Source organism: Actinophytocola glycyrrhizae, from assembly GCF_042653545.1.
Lineage (GTDB): Bacteria > Actinomycetota > Actinomycetes > Mycobacteriales > Pseudonocardiaceae > Actinophytocola > Actinophytocola glycyrrhizae.
On the sequence record NZ_JBHSIS010000003.1, the window covers coordinates 733,324 to 752,124 of the forward strand.

Here is an 18,801-nt window from a genome sequence, read left to right on the forward strand (position 1 = left end):
ACGCGCCTTTCAGGGCATTGGCCGTCCGGCGAGGCCACGAATGTCAGCCCATCCGCTCCCGAAGGGACCTGGGCCGCAGGTCGGTCCAGTGTTCCTCCACGTAAGCGACACAGGCCGCCCGCGTGTCCTCGCCGAAAGCGACGCGCCAGCCGGCCGGGACCTCGGCGAACGAAGGCCACAGCGAGTGCTGGTCCTCGTCGTTGACCAGCACGAGGTAGGTGCCGTCCTCGTCCTCGAACGGGTTCGTCATCGGGTGTGCTCCTCCAGGATCGTCAGCAGGGTGTCGGCCATCGACCGCGCGGCGGCCCGCGAGTGGGTCGCGGTGCGGTGGTGCAGGTAGCAGTGGACCGGTTGCCCGGCAGGCGGTTCGTAGAACGCGAACGTCAGGTCCGATGCCGACGTGCCGGTCGGCACCGCCTCGATGTCCGTCGTCGCGAGGGTCGCCTGCTCGTGGTGGATCAGCATCACACTGGGCGCGGTGCCCGCCAGTTCCGAGTAGGGCAGGTCCTGGTTGTCCAGTGCGTCCAGGTTGTGCTCGCGGATCTCGGACAGGGTCTCGGCGAACGACGGGAGGGCGCGGGTGCGTAGTACGACGGTGTTGAAGAAGCAGCCGACCAGGTTGGTGAGCTGGTCGTCGCCTCGCCCGGCGACCAGCGTGCCGATCGGGACCTCGCCGCCCAGCAGTGTCGCCAGGGCCGCCTGCAGGACCATGAACATGCTCGTGCCCGTGCGGTTCGCGAGCGCGTCGATCGCCGCGTGCAGCTCGGGGGACAGGGTCAGCGCGACGAAGTCGGCGGCCGGGTCGGTGGACTTCGTCGTCCAGTCCACACCGGACAGACGGTGCTGCCAGAAGGCCGACTGGCGGTCACGCACCGAGGCCAGCAGCTCCGCCGACCACGCCGCGTAGTCCGAGTACGTCACCGGCAGCGGCTCCCAGTCCGGGGCAGCGCCGCGGACGCGGGCCGTGTACGCCGTGTGCAGGTCGCGGAACAGCGGCACCACCGACCACTCGTCCACCGCCGCGTAGCTCATGCGCAGCGTCAGGTGCTCGGCCCACTCGGCACGGAAACCAGGGCCCCGCAACGGTTCGTGCCGCGCCACCACGTCGTCGACGGCCGCTGACAGGGCGGCACGGTCCGGCCAGCGGATCGTGAACACGTGGTCGTCGCCGGGGCGGTCGAGCCACTGTTCCTGCACCGGCGCCGTCAGGCCGGAAAGGCCCCGCGGCACCAGCGCGGGGCGGGCGGCGGTGGCCGCGCCGAGCGTGGCGGCCAGCGCCACCACCGTCGGCGCGTCGAAGACGTCGCGGATCGTCACGTCCACGCCGAACACCGCGCGTACCCGGCCGACCAGCCGCATCGCCGCCATCGAGTGGCCGCCCAGCGCGAAGAAGTTGTCGTGCACGCCGACGGCAGGCAGGTCGAGCACGTCGGCGAACACCGCCGCCAGCCGCTCCTCGGCCGCCGTCGTCGGCCGGTCGTCGCCGACCAGCGCGGCCCAGTCCACCGGCGGCAGCGCCCGCCGGTCCAGCTTTCCGTTGGGCGTCAACGGGAGCGGGCCGTCCAGTGCGACGATCGCCGACGGGACCATGTGTTCGGGCAGGAACCGCGCGGCGTGCGCCCGCAGGTCCGGCACCTCCTCGCCGGCGCGCGACACGACGTAACCGGCCAGGCGGCCGCTGTCCGCCACCACCGCCGCCTGCCGGACCGCGTCGTGACCGGACAGCACGGCCTCGATCTCACCGAGCTCGATGCGGAACCCGCGGATCTTCACCTGGTCGTCGACCCGGCCGAAGAAGTCCAGGTTGCCGTCGCGCCGCCACCGCGCGCGGTCGCCGGTGCGGTACATGCGGGTGCCCGGCGGCCCGAACGGGCACGCCACGAACCGTTCCGCCGTCAGCGCCGACCGGTTCAGGTAGCCGAGCGCCAGGCCGCGGCCCGTCACGTACAGCTCGCCGACCACGCCGGGCGGCACCGGCCGCAGCGTCTCGTCCAGCACGTACACCCGCGTGTTCGGGTCCGGCACGCCGATCGGCACCGCACCCGGCCAGTCCGGCGCCGCCGGCCACAGCGTCGAGTTCACCGTCGCCTCGGTCAGCCCGTACGCGGCCAGCACGTTCAGCCTGCCCGCGAACCGGGCGATCAGGTCCGGCGGCACGGTTTCCGTGCCGACCAGGATCGTCGCGCCCGCTGGCAGTTCGCAGCCCTCCGGCAGCGCCGACACCAGGGACGGCGGCAGGATCAGGTGCGTGATCCGTTGTGCGGCGAGGAAGTCCGTCAGCTCGCGCCCCGCGGTGCGGACCTCGTCCGGTGCGATCACCAGCGTGCCGCCCACGCACACGGCCATTGTCAGCTCGAACACCGCGACGTCGAAGCCCACCGACGCGTACTGCAGCACCCGGCTGTCGGTGCGCAGCCCCATCCGGTCGATCGCGGTCGCCGCGAGGCTCGCGATGCCGTCGTGCGGCACCAGCACGCCCTTCGGCCTGCCGGTGGAGCCGGACGTGTAGATCACGTACGCCGTGGTGTCCGAACCGAACGGCACGGTCGCCAGCGGGCTGCCGTCGGCGGGCACCACGTCCGGGGCGTCGAGCAGGATCACCTCGGACTCGGGGACCTTGCCGCTCACCGACTCGGTCGCCAGCACGAGCCGGGCGGCCGCGTCGTCCAGCATGTAGGCGAGCCGGTCCGCGGGGTGGGACAGGTCCAGCGGAAGGTACGCGGCGCCCAGCTTCACGACCGCCAGCACCGCCGCCACCATCTCCGCCGACCTCGGCACGGCCAGCGCCACGACGTCGCCCTGGCCGACACCGCGGGCCAGCAGCAGCCGCGCGAGCTGGTTGGACCGCGTGTCGAGCTGCGCGTACGTCCAGGTCACCGACTCGTCGACCACCGCGTCCGCGTCCGGTTTCTCCGCGACACAACGGGCGAACAGCTCCGGCATGGTCAGCTCCGGCACCACGCGGTCGGTGGCGTTGAAGCCCTCGACCACCTGCCGCCGCTCGGCGTCGGTGAGCAGGTCGACGCTGTCGAGCCGCGCCGCCGGGTCGGTCGTCACCGCCGCCAGCAGCGCCGTGAGCCGCTCTCCCAGCAGCGCCACGGTTTCCGCGTCGAACAGGTCGGTCGCGTACTCCAGGTGGCAGTCGAGCCTGCCGGTGCCGCCATGTTCGGCGAAGCCAAAGACGAGGTCGAACTTCGCGGTGGTCATGCGGAACGGCACCGGCTCGACCACGAGGTCCGGCAGGTCGAGCCAGTCCGTTCCGGTGTGGTAGCCGACCATGACCTGGAACAACGGGTTCCTGGCGACCGAACGGGCCGGGTTGACCCGTTCCACCACCGCCTCGAACGGCACGTCAGCGTGCGAGAACGCGGCCAGGTCGGTGTCCCGCACCTGGTCGACCAGCTCGGCGAACGTGGTCGCCCCGGTCACCGGCGTCCGCAGCACCAGCGTGTTCACGAAGAACCCGACGAGGTCCTCGAGCGCGTCGTCGACGCGGCCCGCGATCGGCGCGCCGAGCGGGATGTCCTGGCCCGCGCCCATGCGGTGCAGCAGGGCGGCGACGGCCGCGTGCAGCAGCATGAACATGCTCGCGCCCGTCCGCGCCGACAGCTCCCGCAGCGCGGCGGCCGTCGCCGCCGGGACCGTCAGCACCTCCTCCGCGCCGCGGAACGTCGGCCGCGCCGGGCGGGGCCGGTCCGCCGGCAGCTCCAGCTCCTGCGGCGCGCCGTCGAGCGTGCGCTGCCAGTAGCCGAGCTGATCGTCCGCGACGTCGTCGAGCAGGTCCCGTTGCCACAGCGTGTAGTCCGCGTACTGCACCGGCAGCGGCGCCCAGTCCGGCGCGCGGCCGTGCCGCCGCGCCTCGTAGGCCGTGGTCAGGTCCCGCAGGAACGGCCGGTCGGACCACTCGTCGGTCGTGATGTGGTGCAGCAGCACGACGATGACGTGCTCCACATCGGACACCCGCGCGATCGTCACGCGCAGCGGCAGCTCGGTAGCGAGGTCGAACGGCCGGTCGACCGCGTCCTGCACGGTGTCCGCGGTGTACTCGACGACCTCGACCGGCGGCGTCGCCTGGTCGAGGACCCGTTGGAACGGCTGCCCTTCGCGCTCGCCGAACACCGTGCGCAGCGCCTCGTGCCTGGCCACGACGTCGCCGAACGCGGCGGTCCACGCGCCGAGGTCGAGCGGGCCACGCAGCCGGAACACCAGCGGGAAGTTGTACGCCGCCGATGTGCCCTCCAGCTGCTGGATCACCCACAACCGTTGCTGTGCGTGGGAAAGCGGCAGCTCGTCCGGCCGCTCCACCGGACGCAGCGGCGGGCGGGAAGCACCCGACGCACCCGCGATCCGTGCGGCCAGCTCGGCGACCGTCGGCGCCTCGAACAGGTCACGAATCGACAAGTCGACGTCCAGTGCGGACCGGGCGCGGCTGACCAGCCTGGTCGCGAGCAGCGAATGCCCGCCCAGCTCGAAGAAGCTGTCACCGACGCCGACCGAGGGCACGCCGAGTACGTCCGCGAACAGCGCGCACAGGGCCACCTCGGCCGGGGTGGTCGGCGCGCGGTGCGCGGTCGCCGGGAGGTCCGGCGCGGGCAGCGCCTTGACGTCCAGCTTGCCGTTCACGGTCAGCGGCAGGTGGTCCACCGCCGTTATCGCGGCCGGGACCATGTAGTCGGGCAGCAGCCGCTTCAGGTGGTCGCGCAGGTCCGCGCGGCCGACGACGTAGGCCAGGAGCCGTTTCGTGGCACCGTGGTCGACCGCGACCACCGCGGCCTGCGTGACCTCCGGGTGGTCGTTCAGCGCGGCCTCGATCTCACCCAGCTCGACCCGGTAGCCGCGGATCTTCACCTGGTCGTCGGTGCGGCCGAGGAAGTCCAGGTTGCCGTCGGGTCGGCGGCGTACCAGGTCGCCGGTGCGGTACATGCGGTCGCCCGGCGCGCCGAACGGGTCGGCGACGAACCGCTCCGCCGTCAGCCCGGACCGCGCGTGGTAGCCGCGTGCCAGGCCGATGCCCGCGATGTACAGCTCACCTGGCGTGCCAGGCGGCACCGGCGCCAGCCGTGCGTCGAGCACGTAACCCCTGGTGTTCCAGATCGGCTTGCCGACCACCGGCGTCGGGGAGTCCGAAGTGGACGCACCGAGGGTGTTGATCGTGTACTCGGTGGGGCCGTACAGGTTGTAGCCGTAGGTGCCGTCGGTGTCCCGCAGCCTGGTCCACACCGCGTCCGACACCGCCTCGCCACCCAGCAGGACCAGCGGCGGCACGTGCCCGTCCAGCAGACCTTCCTCGAACAGCAGTTGCGCGTACGTCGGGGTCACGTTCACCACGTCGATGCGGTGCCGTTCGCAGTAGGCGACCAGGGCCGCCGCGTCGCGGCGCAGCTCCTCGTCGCACACGTGCACCTCGTGGCCCTCGACGAGCCACAGCAGCTCCTCCCACGACATGTCGAACGCGAACGACACCGTGTGCGCGATCCGCAGCCGCCGCCCCGCACCCGCCACCGTCGGGTCGAAGATCTCCGCGCGGTGGTTGAGCTGCATGTTCGTCAGCCCGCGGTACGGGGTGACCACGCCCTTCGGCTTGCCGGTCGACCCGGACGTGTAGATCACGTACGCCGGGTGCTCCAGCCTGCCGGGCAGCCCGTGCGCGAACAGCGGCCGCTCCGCGTCGCCGATCTCGTGGTCCGGGGTGGTGTCCAGCTCGGCCCGGATCTCCGGGTCGTCGAGCAGCACCGCACCGCCCGACAACGCCGGGTCCACCGTGGACATCGAGAGCAGGCAGACCGGTCCGGTGTCCTCGACCATGAGCCGCAGCCGGTCCACCGGGTGGTCCAGGTCCAGCGGCAGGTACGCGGCACCCGTGCGCAGCACGGCGAACAGCGCGACCACCATCTCGATCGATCGCGGCAACGCCAGCGCCACCACGGTCTCCGGCATCGCGCCACGCGCGAGCAGGTGCCTGGCGAGCTGGTTGACCCGCCCGTCCAGCTCGGCGTAGGTGAGGGTCCGCTCGCCGAACACCAGTGCCGGCTCGGCGGGCACCAGCGCCGCCCGCTGCGCGAGCAGGTCGGCGATCGTGTCGTCGGGCACCGGGTGCTCGTTGCCCGACCACTCGGCGGCCAGCGTCCCGTGTTCGTCCGGCAGCAGGAGATCCAGCCGTCCGACCGGCGCGTGCGGCTCCCCGGCAAGCCGGTCCAGCAGGGTGGTGAACCGGTCGAGGTAGGTGCGTGCGGCGTCGTCGTCGAACACGTCCGGCCGGTACTCGAGCTTCACCAGCAACCGTTCGCCCGGCGTGACGACCAGCGTGAGCGGGTAGTGGGTGGCGTCGACGCCACCGGCCGGGGTCACGCCGAACCGGTCGGACAAGGCGGCGAACGCGTCGGCGTCGACGAAGTTCTGCAGCACGTACAGCGTGTCGAACAGCCGGGAGTGCCCGGACTCCTGCTGCAGCTCACCGAGTCCCAGGTACTCGTGCGGCATCAACGCGGTCCGCTGGTCCTGGATGCGGCGCACCAGCCGCGCGACCGTCTCGTGTGGATCGAGCGCGACCCGGACCGGCACGGTGTTGAGGAACAGGCCGAGTGTGCTCTCCACGTCCGGCACCTCGGTCGGCCTGCCCGCGACCGTCGTGCCGAACACGACGTCGTCGCGGCCCGTCGCGGCGGCCAGCACCAGCGCCCACGCCGCGTTGAGCAGCGCGTTGAGCGTCACCCCCGCTTCGCGGGCCGCGGCCAGCAGCCGGGCCCCGTCCACCTCGGTCTGGTGGCGGCGCGGGATGGCCGGGCGCATGGCCTCCTCGGCACGACCGACGAGCGTCGGTTCCGCGAGCCCGGCAAGCGCGTCCCGCCACGCCCGCTTCGCCGCGTCCTTGTCCTGCCGGGCAAGCCAGTCGAGGTAGTCGCGGTACGAACCGGGGCGCGGCAGCCCTCGGTCGTCGCCGCCCCGTTCGTACAGCGACAGCAACTGCTCGGTGAACCGGCTCTGCGACCACCCGTCCCACAGGATCAGGTGGTGCATGGTGACGAGCCGGTCGGTGCCGTCCGGGAACCGGAAGACCTGCATGCGGCACAGCGGCGGCCGCGTGAGGTCGAACCGGACCGCGCGGTCGGCGGCCATCAACTCGGCGGCCTCCTCGCGGGTCGCGACCCCGTAGACCGTGATCGGCATCTCCGGTGCGACCGCGATGACCTGACCGTCCCCGGTGAACCCGGCACGCAGGCTCGCGTTGCGGGCCAGCAGGGTCCGGCACGCGGCGCGGAGCCGGTCGAGGTCGATCCGCCGGTCGAGGTCCAGCGCGCTCTGGGCGGTGTAGACGTCGAGGTCGGCCGTGTCGTAGGTGGCGTGGAAGTACAGGCCCTCCTGCAGCGGGGACATCGGCCAGACCTCTTCGGACCGGGCGGTCAGCGCTTCGGTCCAGTGGGCGGCGATGGTGTGGACGTCGTCCTCGGTCAGGTCGTGGGTCCACGACCACGTGGCACGCAGGCGCGGGCCCTCCGGGGTCTCCGCGCACACCGCGTTGAGCTCCAGGACGTGCGACATGCCCATGTCGGGGTCCGGCAGCAGTGTCGGCGCGTCGGGCACCGGCAGCCAGTCCTCGGTGCGGGCCGCGGGGAAGCGGCCGAAGTAGTTGAACAGCACCTGCGCGGGCGGCAGTTCCGCGAGCAGCGGCGCGGACTGCGGGTTGAGGTAACGCAGGATGCCGTACCCGAGGCCGTTGTCCTGCGCCTTGGCGAGCGCGGCACGGACGAGCCGCCGCTGTTCGGCCGGGGTGGCCGCGGCGGGAAGGCGGACGGGCTGGATGCTGGTGAACCAGCCGACCGTGCGGGACAGGTCGAGGTCACCCTCACGGCCGTGGCGTTCGACGTCGACCAGCAGGTCGCCGTCGCCGCGCCAGCGCGTGACCGCCGTGCGCAGCGCGGCCAGCAGCAGGTCGGTGCCGATGCCGTCCGGGGCGGGCAGGTCGACCACGTGCGTGCTCAGGTCGCGGACCCGGCCGGGCCGGGCGCCGGGTTTCAGCTCCGCGCCGGGGGCGAGGGTCGCGGTCCAGTGGGACAGTTCGGCGAGCCGGTGCGGTTCGTGCGCCTGCTCGGCGACGTGGCGGGCGAAGCCGCGCAGCGACGCGGCGACGGGGTCGAGCGGCCTGCCCTCCCACGCGGCGGCGAGATCCTCGAAAAGGATCCGCCACGACACGCCGTCCACCACCAGGTGGTGCGCGACGATCAGCAGCCGGTTGTCGTCCTCCTGCCACACGAACCGCAGCATCCGGCCCGACTCGGGGTCGAGGTCGATCTCGTCGGGGTCCCTGGTGAGCCGCACGGTCACCGACGGCAGCGTTTCGAGCGACCACAGGTCCGGCGCGTGTCTCGTGAGCTTCTGGCGCAGCCCGTCGTGGTGGTCGACGACGGCCTGGAGCGTGCGCGTGAGCTGCTCCTCGGTCGCGCCTTCCGGGGTGCGGACGGCCATCGACAGCGTGAACCGGTCGATCGGGCCGCGGCGTTCCCGCAGGTGGTGCACGACTGGGAGCAGCGGCACCGTACCGACGCCCTCGGTGTCCGGTGTGGACCGTGCGGGGGTGGTGACGGTCGCCAGCGCTGCCGGGGTGCGGCGTTCGAAGACGTCCTTGGGGCTCAGGTCGAGCCCCGCCTTGCGGGCGTGCGAGGACACGGTGATCGACAGGATGCTGTCGCCGCCGAGGGTGAAGAAGTCCTCGTCCGGGCCGACCCGGTCCAGCTTGAGGACGGTGGCGAAGATGTCGCACAGCGTCTGCTCGGCATTCGTGTCCGCCCGCCGCGTGGTGCGCGTGCGTCTCGGGAGCTTGTCGCGGTCGAGCTTTCCGTTGGCGGCGCGGGGAAGCACGTCGAGTGCGATGACCTCGTCGGGCACCATCGCCGGGGGCAGCGCGCGCCTCAGTGCCGTGTGGACGGCCGCGGGGTCGGCGGTGACGACGTAGGCGAACAGGCGGGTGCCGGGCCCGTCGGTGTCGACGACGACGGCCGCGTCGCCGTGCTCGCGCAGGTGCGCCTCGACCTCGCCGAGCTCGACCCGGTTGCCCCGGATCTTGACCTGCTGGTCGGCGCGGCCGAGGTAGGTCAGCGTGTCGCCGTCGCGGCGGACGAGGTCGCCGGTGCGGTACATGCGTTCCCCCGGCCGGTACGGGTTCGCGACGAACCGGGCCGAGGTGGTGGCCGGCCGGTGCAGGTAGCCGAGCGCGAGCTGCGGTCCCGCCAGGTACAGCTCACCCGTGGTCGCGGGCTTGAGGTAGCGGTCGAGCACGTACGCCGTGGTGTTCGCGACCGGCCGCCCGATCGGGACCGGGCCGGTGGTCTCCTTCGCGGGCCACGCCGTGACCTGGACGGCCGTTTCCGTTGGCCCGTAGACGTTGTACAGCTCGGTGCCGGTGGCCTCCCGCCACCGGGTGGCCAGCTCACCGGTCATCGCCTCGCCGCCACCGAACACCCGCCGCAGCGACCGCAAGGAGTCCACATCGGACGCCAGGAGCGCGGCCAGCATGGGGGACACCGACATCAGCGTGGTGACGCGGTGCTCGCGGATCGTGGCGACGAGTGCCTCGGCGTCGCGGTGGTCGTCGGCGACCACGACCGTCGCGCCGCTGGTGAGCGGCCACAGGACCGTGACGAGCGACGGGTCGAAGCTGGGGGAGATCTGGTGCAGCATCCGGTCCTGCCCGTCGAGCGGGAAGGTGGCGCGCAGCCAGGTGAGCTGGTTGACCAGCGCGGCGTGGGTGACGAGCACGCCCTTCGGCCTGCCGGTCGAGCCCGAGGTGTAGATCAGGTAGGCGGGGCCGGGCCCGGGGCGCGTCGCGGTGATCTCACGGGTGCGTGCGGCGCGGACGTCGGCGGCGGTGAGGACGGTACTGGCGCCGGAGTCCTCGCGGAAGAACCGGCGGCGCCGCTCCGGGTACTCGGGATCGACCGGGAGGTGGACCGCGCCCGCCTTCAGCACGCCGAGCAGGCCGACGACCTGCTCGACGGAACGGGCGATCTCGACGGCGACCACGCTGCCCTCGGCCAGACCGCTCGCGACCTGGCTCGACCACGTGTCCAGCTCGGCGTAGGTGAGCCGGTGCCCGCCCGCGATCACGGCCGTGGCGTCCGGGGTGGCGGCGGCGTGCCGGGTGAACGCGTCGGTGATGGTGCCGTCCTCGACCGGCAGCGCGGGACCCGTCAGCGGCTCGTCGTCCACAAGGGACAATGCGGCGACCGGCCGCGCGGGGTCGGCCTGGAGTGCTGTGCGCAGCTGCGCACCGATCTCCGCCGCGTTCGGCACCCGTGCGGCGTCGTACTCCAGGCGCACGAGCAGCCGCTCACCGGGCACGACGATCACGGCGAGCGGGTAGTGGCCCTCGCCGAAGTGCTCCCACGACGCCAGGTCGGGCAGTGGGTCGAGCGGGACGTTCTCGAACACCAGCAACGTGTCGAACAGCGTGCCGGTGCCCCTCTGCAGCTCGGACAGCCCGGCATGGTGGTGGCCGGACAGCTCCGACTGCTCGGTCTGCGTCCGCCTCGCCACCGCCGCGAGCGGCTCGTCCGGCCGCCACCGCACCCGCATCGGCAGTGTGTTCGCGAACAGGCCGATCATCGACTCGATGCCCGGCACGTCCGGGGGCCTGCCGGACACGGTCGTGCCGAACACGACGTCCTCGCGGTTCGTCAGCCTGCCGAGCACCACCGCCCACGCGGTCTGCACCCACGTGCCGAGCGTGACGCCCAGCTCGCGTGCGCGAGCCGACAGCGTGTCCTGCGGCAGTTCCAGTTCGAGCCGCGCCGGCCTCGCGGGCGCCGCGGTGTTCGCGAGGATCGTCGGTTCCGCACCGGACAACGCCGAGCGCCACACCGCGAGCGACGCTTCGCTGTCCTGTGTGGACAACCACTCGTGGTAGCCGCGGAACGGCGGCACCGGGCGCAGTCGCTCACCCCGGTACCGCGCGAGCAGCTCCCGCACCAGGATCGGCGCGGACCAGCCGTCGGTCGCGATGTGGTGCATCGTCAGCACCAGCCACTTCCCGCGCACCAGCGCGACCCGCAGCATCGGCGCGGTCGCCAGGTCGAACCGGACCGACCGCTCGGCCTCGGCCACCGCACGCGGTTCGCCGTCCGACTCCCGCCACGGCACCGCGACGCCGTCGCGGATCACCTGCAGCAGCCTGCCGTCCGCGAGCTGGTGGAACGAGGCCCGCAGCGGCGCGTGCCGGTCCAGCACCTCCTGCGCGGCCAGCCGCATCGCCTCGGGCGCCACCGGCTCGTGCAGTTCGGCCGTCTGCTGCACCACGTACACGTCGGTCTCGGCCGACTCGAACCGCTCGTGGAAGTAGAGCCCCGCCTGCAGCGGCGAGACACCCAGCACGTCCTCGGCGGCGCCCAGCTCGTCCACTTCGGACTGGGTGAGTGCCACCAGCGGGAAGTCCGACGGCGTGTGGCCGCCCCCGTCGAGCACCGACAGCCGGGTCAGGGTCTGCGCCCACAGCTGTCCGAGCGCCGACACCTCGTCCTCGGACAGCACGCCATCCGGCCACGACAGCGTCGCGGTGAACGAGTCGCCGTCGGGGTACGCGTCGATCGACAGGGCAGGCGGGAACGGCATGGGTGGGGCGTCGCCGCGGTCCAGGTACCGGAACCGGATCTGCGGGCGCCCGGCAGGCAGCCCCAGCAGGCCGTGGCCGATTCCGTTGTCCGGCACGGCACGCAGCTGTTCCTTCACCAGCTTGACCGCGGTCGGCAGGTCACCGGTGCCGGGGTCGACGCGCACCGGGAACGTGGTGGTGAAACAGCCGACCGTGCGGGACAGGTCGACCCCGTCAGCGACCTGTTCCTCCCGGCCGTGGCCGGTCAGCTCGACCAGCACCGCGCTGCCCGCGTCCCGCCACCGGCCGACCGCGACCGCGAGCCCGGTCAGCAGCACGTCGTCGGCCGAGCCGTGGAACGCGGCAGGCACCCGGGACAGCAGTGGTGCCGTCACGTGCGGCGGCAGCGTGATCGTGTGCGTGCGCACGGTCGCCGCGGTGTCGGTCGCGTCGAGCGGTCTGGTGCCGAGCAGTGGGTCGGGGCCGGCGAGCTGCTGCTCCCAGAAGGGTAGCTCAGCGGTCCGGTCCACTGTCGACAGTGCGCTGGCCCATCGGCGGAACGAGGTCCCCACCGGCACCGGGTCGTCCCCGGCCGCCAGCCTGGCCACGTCCTCGGCGATGATCCGCGACGACACCTCGTCGACCACGAGGTGGTGGAGCACGAGCAGGAGCCGGTCCGGGAAACGGACCGCGCACACCATGCGGCCATCGCGGGGCGCGAGCCGCGCGGCTGCGCGCCGCTCCTCGGTGTCCACGTCGGCGTCGGCGACGGTCACCTCGACCGGGCCCGACGGTGGCACGTCCAGCGTCCCGTCGTCGGTCAGCCGCGCACGGAGCAGGTCGTGGTGGTCGAGCAGGCGCCGCACCACCGCTGTCGCGTCCACAGTGGACGGCAACGGCAGGACGGCGGCCTGGTACCCGTCGACCTGGCTCAGCCACCTGATAGCCGGGGTCATCGGCACGGCACCGGTGCCGACGTCGGTCACCCTGGTCGGCCGCGTCGTCGTCGGGGTCGCGATCGCGGCCAGCGCCTCGACCGTGCGATGCCGGAACACGTCCCTCGGCGTCAGCGCCAGCCCGGCCGCGCGGGCGCGGCTGACCAGCTGGATCGCGACGATGCTGTCGCCACCCAGCTCGAAGAAGCTGTCCCGGACGCCGACCTCGGGCAGTGCCAGCACGTCGGCGAACACCGCGGCGAGGGTTCGTTCGGTGTCCGTGGCCGGGGCGGCGGAGCCGGTGAGACCGGCCCAGTCCGGTTCCGGCAGGGCCTTCGTGTCTAGCTTCCCGTTGGGTGTCAGGGGCAGCGTGCCATCGACCGTGAGGTACACCGACGGCACCAGGTGGTCCGGCAGCTCGTCCGCGACCGCCGACACGTCGATGTCCGCACCGGACAGGTAGGCCACGAGCCGGGGCGCTTTGCGCTGGTCGTGCCGCAGCAGCACCGCGGCCTGCGCGACCCCGGGCTGGCGCAGCAGCACGCTCTCGACCTCACCCGGCTCGACCCGGTGCCCGCGGACCTTCACCTGGTTGTCCGCGCGCCCAAGGAACTCCAGGTTCCCGGCCGCGGTCCACCGCACCCGGTCCCCGGTGCGGTACATCCGGTCACCGGGCTCCCCGAACGGGTCCGCGACGAACCGGGACGCGGTCATGCCGTGCCTGCCGAGGTACCCGCGCGCGAGCCCGCGCCCGCCGACGTACAGCTCACCGGTCACCCCGACACCCACCGGCCGCAGCGTCGGGTCCAGCACGTACAGCCGCGTGTTCGGGTCCGGCCCGCCGATCGGCACCGGCCCGTGCCAGCCGGGTTCCGCGAGCCACAGCGTCGAGTTCACGGTCGCCTCGGTCAGCCCGTAGGCGACCACGACCCGCAGCGTCGGCGACCACCGCGCCACCAGTTCGGCGGGCACCGCCTCCGTGCCCACCACGAGCACCGCGCCCTCGGGCAGCACGCACTCCGGCGGCAGCGCGGCCACCAGCGACGGCGGCAGGATCATGTGCGTGACCCCGTGCTCGACGAGGTACCCGGTCAGCTCCGGTCCCGCCACCCGCCGGTGCTCCGGCACCACGACCACGCGCGCACCGGTGCCGAGCGACATGCACAGGTCCCACACGGTCACGTCGAACCCGACCGACGCGAACTGCGCGACCCGGCTCGCGGCGCTCACCCCGATGCGGTCGACGGCGGTCGCGATCAGCGACCCGATCCCGTCGTGCGACACCACGACACCCTTGGGCCGCCCGGTCGACCCGGACGTGTAGATGACGTACGCCGCGCCGTCCAACGGGATCTCGACGTCCACATCGGACGGATCACAGGCCGGCAGCCCGGCCGCGTCGATCGCCAGCCGCTCACAGGGCGGCAGCTCGGTCCCGGACGTCGTCACGACGAGACGTGCCGACGAGTCCGCCAGCATGTACGCCAGCCGGTCGGCCGGATGGTCGGTGTCCAGCGGCAGGTAGGCCGCACCCGTCTTCATCACCGCGAGCAGCGCCACCACCAGGTCAGCCGACCTCGGCAGCGCGACCCCGACGACGTCCTCACGGCCGACGCCACGCGCGATCAGCAGCCGGGCCAACCGGTTCGCGGCCGCGTTCAGCTCGCCGTAGGTCAGCGTGACGCCCTCGCACACCACCGCGACCGCGGCCGGGTTCGCGGCCACCTGCCGCTCGAACGCGCCCGGCCACGTCACCTCGTCGGCGTCGCGGGGATCGGTGCCGAAGTCGAGCAGCGGCGGCGAGAGCTCGACCGACCGCAGCGGAGCGTCCGGTGTGGACACCAGCGCGTCGAGCACCGCGAGCAGCCCGCGTTCGTGCGTCGCCAGCTCGGCGTCGCCGCACACGGCCGCGTCGCCCTCGACGCTGAGGAGGAACGTGTCGCCGCCGGTCTGCTCGACCACGTTGACCGCGAGGTCGTGCACCGGGCCCGGCCACACGATGTGGAAGTCCGGCGCCAGTTCGCCGAACTCGATGTCGCGCATGAACCCGACCACGTTGATCGTCGGGCCCGCGAGCCCGTTGACGCCGCCTTCGCGCCCGAGTTCCCGTGCCAGCTCCTCGGCGCGGAACCGCCCGTGCCGCACCGTGCCCGCCACCTCGGCGGCGATCGACCCGAGCAGCGCGGACACCGGCGCGTGCGGGTCGACCGCCAACCGGACCGGCATGATGTTCGACGTCATCCCCGGCACGTCCCACGCCGAGCGGCCCGCGACCGGCATGCCGAGCACCAGGTCCCGTTCGCCGGTGATCCGGTGCGTGTACCCGAACACGGCCGCGACCAGCAGCCGCGACGGCTTCGTGTGCTCCCGCGCGGCCGCCGCTCGCAACGGCGCCCCGTCGACCACGAACTCGCGGCGCACCACGCGTTCCGTCGGCGCGGTCGGCCGGTCCAGCAGCCGCACCGGTTCCGGCGCGTCGGCGAACCGGGTCAGCCAGTACGCCCGGTCCGCCTCGTACGCCGCGCTGTCCCGGTAGGCGGCCTCGTCGTCGAGCAGCCGCGACAGCGACCAGTCGACGGCGCCGGGTTCGGTCCCGTTGTACCGGGCGGCGACGCGGCGCACCAGCAGCGCGGCGGTGAAGCCGTCGACGACCGTGTGGTGGTAGCGCTGGTACCACCACAGCCGGTCGCCCGCGAACCGCAGGAGCGCGTTCAGGAAGAGCGGTCCGGTCGCGAGGTCCATGGGACGGGCCCGGTCGGCGAGCAGCCAGTCCCTGGCCTCGTCCTCGGACCGGAAGTCGAGCACCGGAACGGAAACCGGGCCGGGGACCACGGTCTGCCCCGGCACACCGTCCGCGGTGGAGAAGCGGACGTGCAGTGCCTCGGCCTCCGCGAGGGTCTCCTCGACGGCCGTGACCAGGCGGGGCACGTCCGGCGCGCCCCGCAGGTCGACGATGAACGCGACGTTGAAGTCGGAGCCTTCCGGTTCCGCCTGCTGGGCGTACCAGACCCCGGCCTGCGCACCGGTCAGAGGCAGACCTGTCCCCATGTTTCCTTCTCCGACCGTCTCAGGACTTCTCGAGCAGCGGGACGAACTGGTCGATCGCGTACGGGATGCTGATCACGGTGTTGAACGACAGCGCTGCCCCGATCGCGGGCTCCGAGTAGGGCACGTACAGCACCCGCCCGTCCTTGACCGCGGCCAGGCCCTGCCACACCGGGTTAGCGTCGAGCGCCTGCCTGACCGCGGCCGGGTCGAACGTGAGGACGACGAGCAGGTCGCGATCGATCATGTCGAACCGCTCGCTGCTCAGCTCGACCGCGTTGTTGTCCTTGCTGTCCCGCGCGGCCTCGTTGATCTCCTCCGGCACCTCGAAGCCCAGCTCCTCCAGGAACGCCGCCTTCGGGTCGGTCTCCTGGAACGCCACGAGCTTGCCGGGCTCGTACGGGTCGACGACCGCGACCGACCTGCCCTTCCACTCCGGGTGCTCGTCGCGGATCGCGGCGAACTTCTCGTCCAGCGCCGCGATCTTCTCGTCCAGCGCCGCCGACATGCCCATCGCCTTCGCGGCCAGCCGCGCCATGTCCTGCCACGGCGCGCCGTAGTCGTCGAAGCCCTTCGGCTGCCCGACGGTCTTCGCGATCTTCGACAGCTCGACGTACTGCTGCTCGGACATGCCCGAGTACTGCGCGAGGATCAGGTCCGGCTTGAGGTTGAGGATCTTCTCGAAGTTGTAGTCGTCCCGCTCGCCGACGATCTCGGGCGGCTGGTCGCCCCACAGGTCCTTCGTCCACGGCCACAGCCCGTACGGGCGCTCCTTGAACCAGTCGATCGCGCCGACCGGCCGGACCCCCAGCGCGAGCACCACATCCTGGTCGGACAGCCCGAGCGTGACGATCCGCTCCGGCTTCTCCTCGACGACCGTGGTGCCGTACTTGTGCTCGATCTCGACGGGGAAGGTCGCGGCCTGGGACGAGGTCGTCTCCCGCGCGGCGTCCTGGCGGTCCGGCGGCTCCTGCGACGAAGGCGGATCGCCGACCCCGCAGCCGGCGAGGACGAGAACCAGGAGACCGGCGGCGACCTTGGCTGAGCGCATGAGTTCCTCTTTGCTCCGGGCACGGCGAAACCAACGACGGAAGTAGGTAAGGCGAACCTAACACAGGGAGAGTGCGCTGAGGTATACCTACCCTAAGTTCCGCCGAGTAGGGTGGGCCACATGATCCAGACCCACGCGGCGCCGGTGGGCGCCCCCTCGCGTGGGTCATCCCGGCGCCGGGGCACCTACCTGCTCGCGGGTGCCGGGGGGCTGCTCGTGCTGTGCGTGCTGTCGCTCGCGATCGGCACCAGGAACATCCCGCCCGGCGAGGTCCTCGCCACGCTTTTCGGGCAGGGCTCGGAAGACGCGATCATCTGGGGCACCCGCTTCCCCCGCACGCTGCTCGGCATCCTCGTCGGCGTCGCGCTCGGCCTCGCCGGTGCGGTCATGCAGGCGCTGACCCGCAACCCGCTCGGCGACCCCGGCCTGCTCGGGATCAGCGCGGGTGCCGCGTTCGGCATCGTCCTCGCCGTCGCGACCACCGGGATCGCCTCGCTGTACGGCTACATCTGGTTCGCGTTCGCCGGCGCTCTGGTCGCGAGCGTGGTCGTCTACCTGCTCGGCAGCGCGGGCCGGGGCGGTGCCACGCCGGTCAAGCTCGCACTCGCCGGGGTCGCGATCACCGCGCTGCTGACCTCGCTCACCAACGGCATCTCGCTCGTCGACCCGGCAGCACTCAACCGGTACCGCTTCTGGGCGTCCGGTTCGCTCGCGGGGCAGGACAACGGCGTGCTGCTGCGGGTGCTGCCGTTCGTGCTGGCGGGCACGGTCCTCGCGCTCGCGTCGGCGAACGCGTTCAACAGCCTCTCACTCGGCGACGACGTCGCGAAGGCACTCGGCCGCCGGGTGGCGCTGACCAGGGTGCAGGGCGCCGTGGCCATCACACTGCTCACCGGCTCGGCGGTCGCCGTGGTCGGGCCGGTCGTGTTCGTCGGGCTCGTGGTGCCGCACATCGCCCGCGCCATCACCGGACCGGACCACCGCTGGCTGCTGCCCTACTGCATGCTGTTCGCGCCGGTCCTCATGCTCGCCGCGGACATCATCGGCCGGGTCATCGCGCGGCCGGGCGAGGTCGACGTGGGGATCGTGGTCGCGTTCATCGGCGCCCCGTTCTTCATCGCGCTGGTCCGCCGCCGCAGGCTGGCCGAGCTGTGACCGCCGCGGTCACCATCCGGGTCGCGGGCGCCTCGGCCAGGGTGCGGCCGAGGGTGCTCGGCTCCGCCGTCGTCCTCGCCGCCGCCGCGTTCCTGTTGTTCTGCTTCGGCATGACGATCGGCGACTACCAGCTGTCCGTCGGCGAGGTCGTCGCCGCGCTGTTCTCCCAGGGCGACTACTACGACCGCGTCGTCGTCTACGACTGGCGCATGCCCCGCGCGCTGTGCGGGTTGTTCGTCGGGCTCGCGTTCGGCATGTCCGGTGCGATCTTCCAGACCATCACCCGCAACCCGCTCGCCAGCCCCGACGTCATCGGTGTCTCCGCAGGTGCCACCACCGCGGTCGTCGTGGGCATCGTGCTCGGCATCGGCGCCGGCCTCGGCACGCAGACGCTCGGCCTGGCCGGTGCGATCGGGGCCGCGTTGCTGATCTACGTGCTCGCGTGGCAGCGCGGCACCACCGGCTACCGCATCATCCTGGTCGGCATCGGCGTCGCGTGGGCGTGCACGAGCGCCACCAGCTACCTGCTGGCGCACGCGAAGCTGTACGAGGCGCAGCAGATCGTCGGCTGGATGGTCGGCAACCTCAACGACAGCACCTGGGCACAGGCGACGCCGCTGCTGATCGCCATGGCCGTGCTCGTCCCCGCCACGATCGCGATGAGCGGCTGGCTGCGGGCGCTGCACCTCGGCGACGACGTCGCCATCGGCCTCGGCACCCCGGTTCAGGTGGCCAGGCTGACGCTGCTGATCGCCGGTGTCGGGCTGGTCGCGTTCGGCACCGCGGCCGCGGGCCCGGTCGCGTTCGTCGCGCTGGCCGCGCCACAGATCGCCAAGCGCGTCGCCGGCACCCCGGTGCCGCCGCTCGTCACGTCCGGCATCACCGGCGCGGCCGTGCTGCTCGGCAGCGACCTGCTGCCCCGCGTGCTGATGCCCGGCACGCAGCTCCCGGTCGGCGTCGTGACCGGCGTGCTCGGCGCCCCGTTCCTGCTCTGGCTGCTGGCCAGGGCCAACCGAGCCGGCTCAGGAGGCTGA

The 18,801-nt window shown here is 72.6% G+C and carries 5 protein-coding genes; 2 read left to right on the forward strand and 3 right to left on the reverse strand.

All coding sequences use genetic code 11. The features are described 5' to 3' along the window. Positions 1 to 43 precede the first annotated feature (43 nt). The 3 genes from ACFPCV_RS09605 to ACFPCV_RS09615 are packed head-to-tail and all read right to left on the reverse strand — an operon-like array spanning position 44 to position 16,612. Positions 44 to 250, reverse strand: a complete 207-nt coding sequence (locus tag ACFPCV_RS09605; protein WP_378055694.1) for an MbtH family protein — start codon at positions 248 to 250, stop codon at positions 44 to 46. Next, the gene (locus ACFPCV_RS09610) at positions 247 to 15,564 is read right to left on the reverse strand and encodes an amino acid adenylation domain-containing protein (RefSeq protein ID WP_378055695.1); all 15,318 of its coding nucleotides are present in this window, start codon (positions 15,562 to 15,564) and stop codon (positions 247 to 249) included. The genes ACFPCV_RS09605 and ACFPCV_RS09610 overlap by 4 nt, the downstream gene beginning before the upstream one ends. A gap of 19 nt (positions 15,565 to 15,583) precedes the next feature. Beyond that, positions 15,584 to 16,612: an iron-siderophore ABC transporter substrate-binding protein gene (locus tag ACFPCV_RS09615; protein ID WP_378055696.1), complete on the reverse strand. Its 1,029-nt coding sequence runs from the start codon at positions 16,610 to 16,612 to the stop codon at positions 15,584 to 15,586. 120 nt (positions 16,613 to 16,732) lie between these two features. Between ACFPCV_RS09615 and ACFPCV_RS09620 the strand changes: the two genes are divergently transcribed. Continuing rightward, positions 16,733 to 17,767 (forward strand): FecCD family ABC transporter permease, encoded by a 1,035-nt coding sequence (locus ACFPCV_RS09620; RefSeq protein WP_378055697.1) that lies wholly within the window; start codon positions 16,733 to 16,735, stop codon positions 17,765 to 17,767. Then, positions 17,764 to 18,801, forward strand: a complete 1,038-nt coding sequence (locus ACFPCV_RS09625; protein ID WP_378055698.1) for a FecCD family ABC transporter permease — start codon at positions 17,764 to 17,766, stop codon at positions 18,799 to 18,801. The genes ACFPCV_RS09620 and ACFPCV_RS09625 overlap by 4 nt, the downstream gene beginning before the upstream one ends.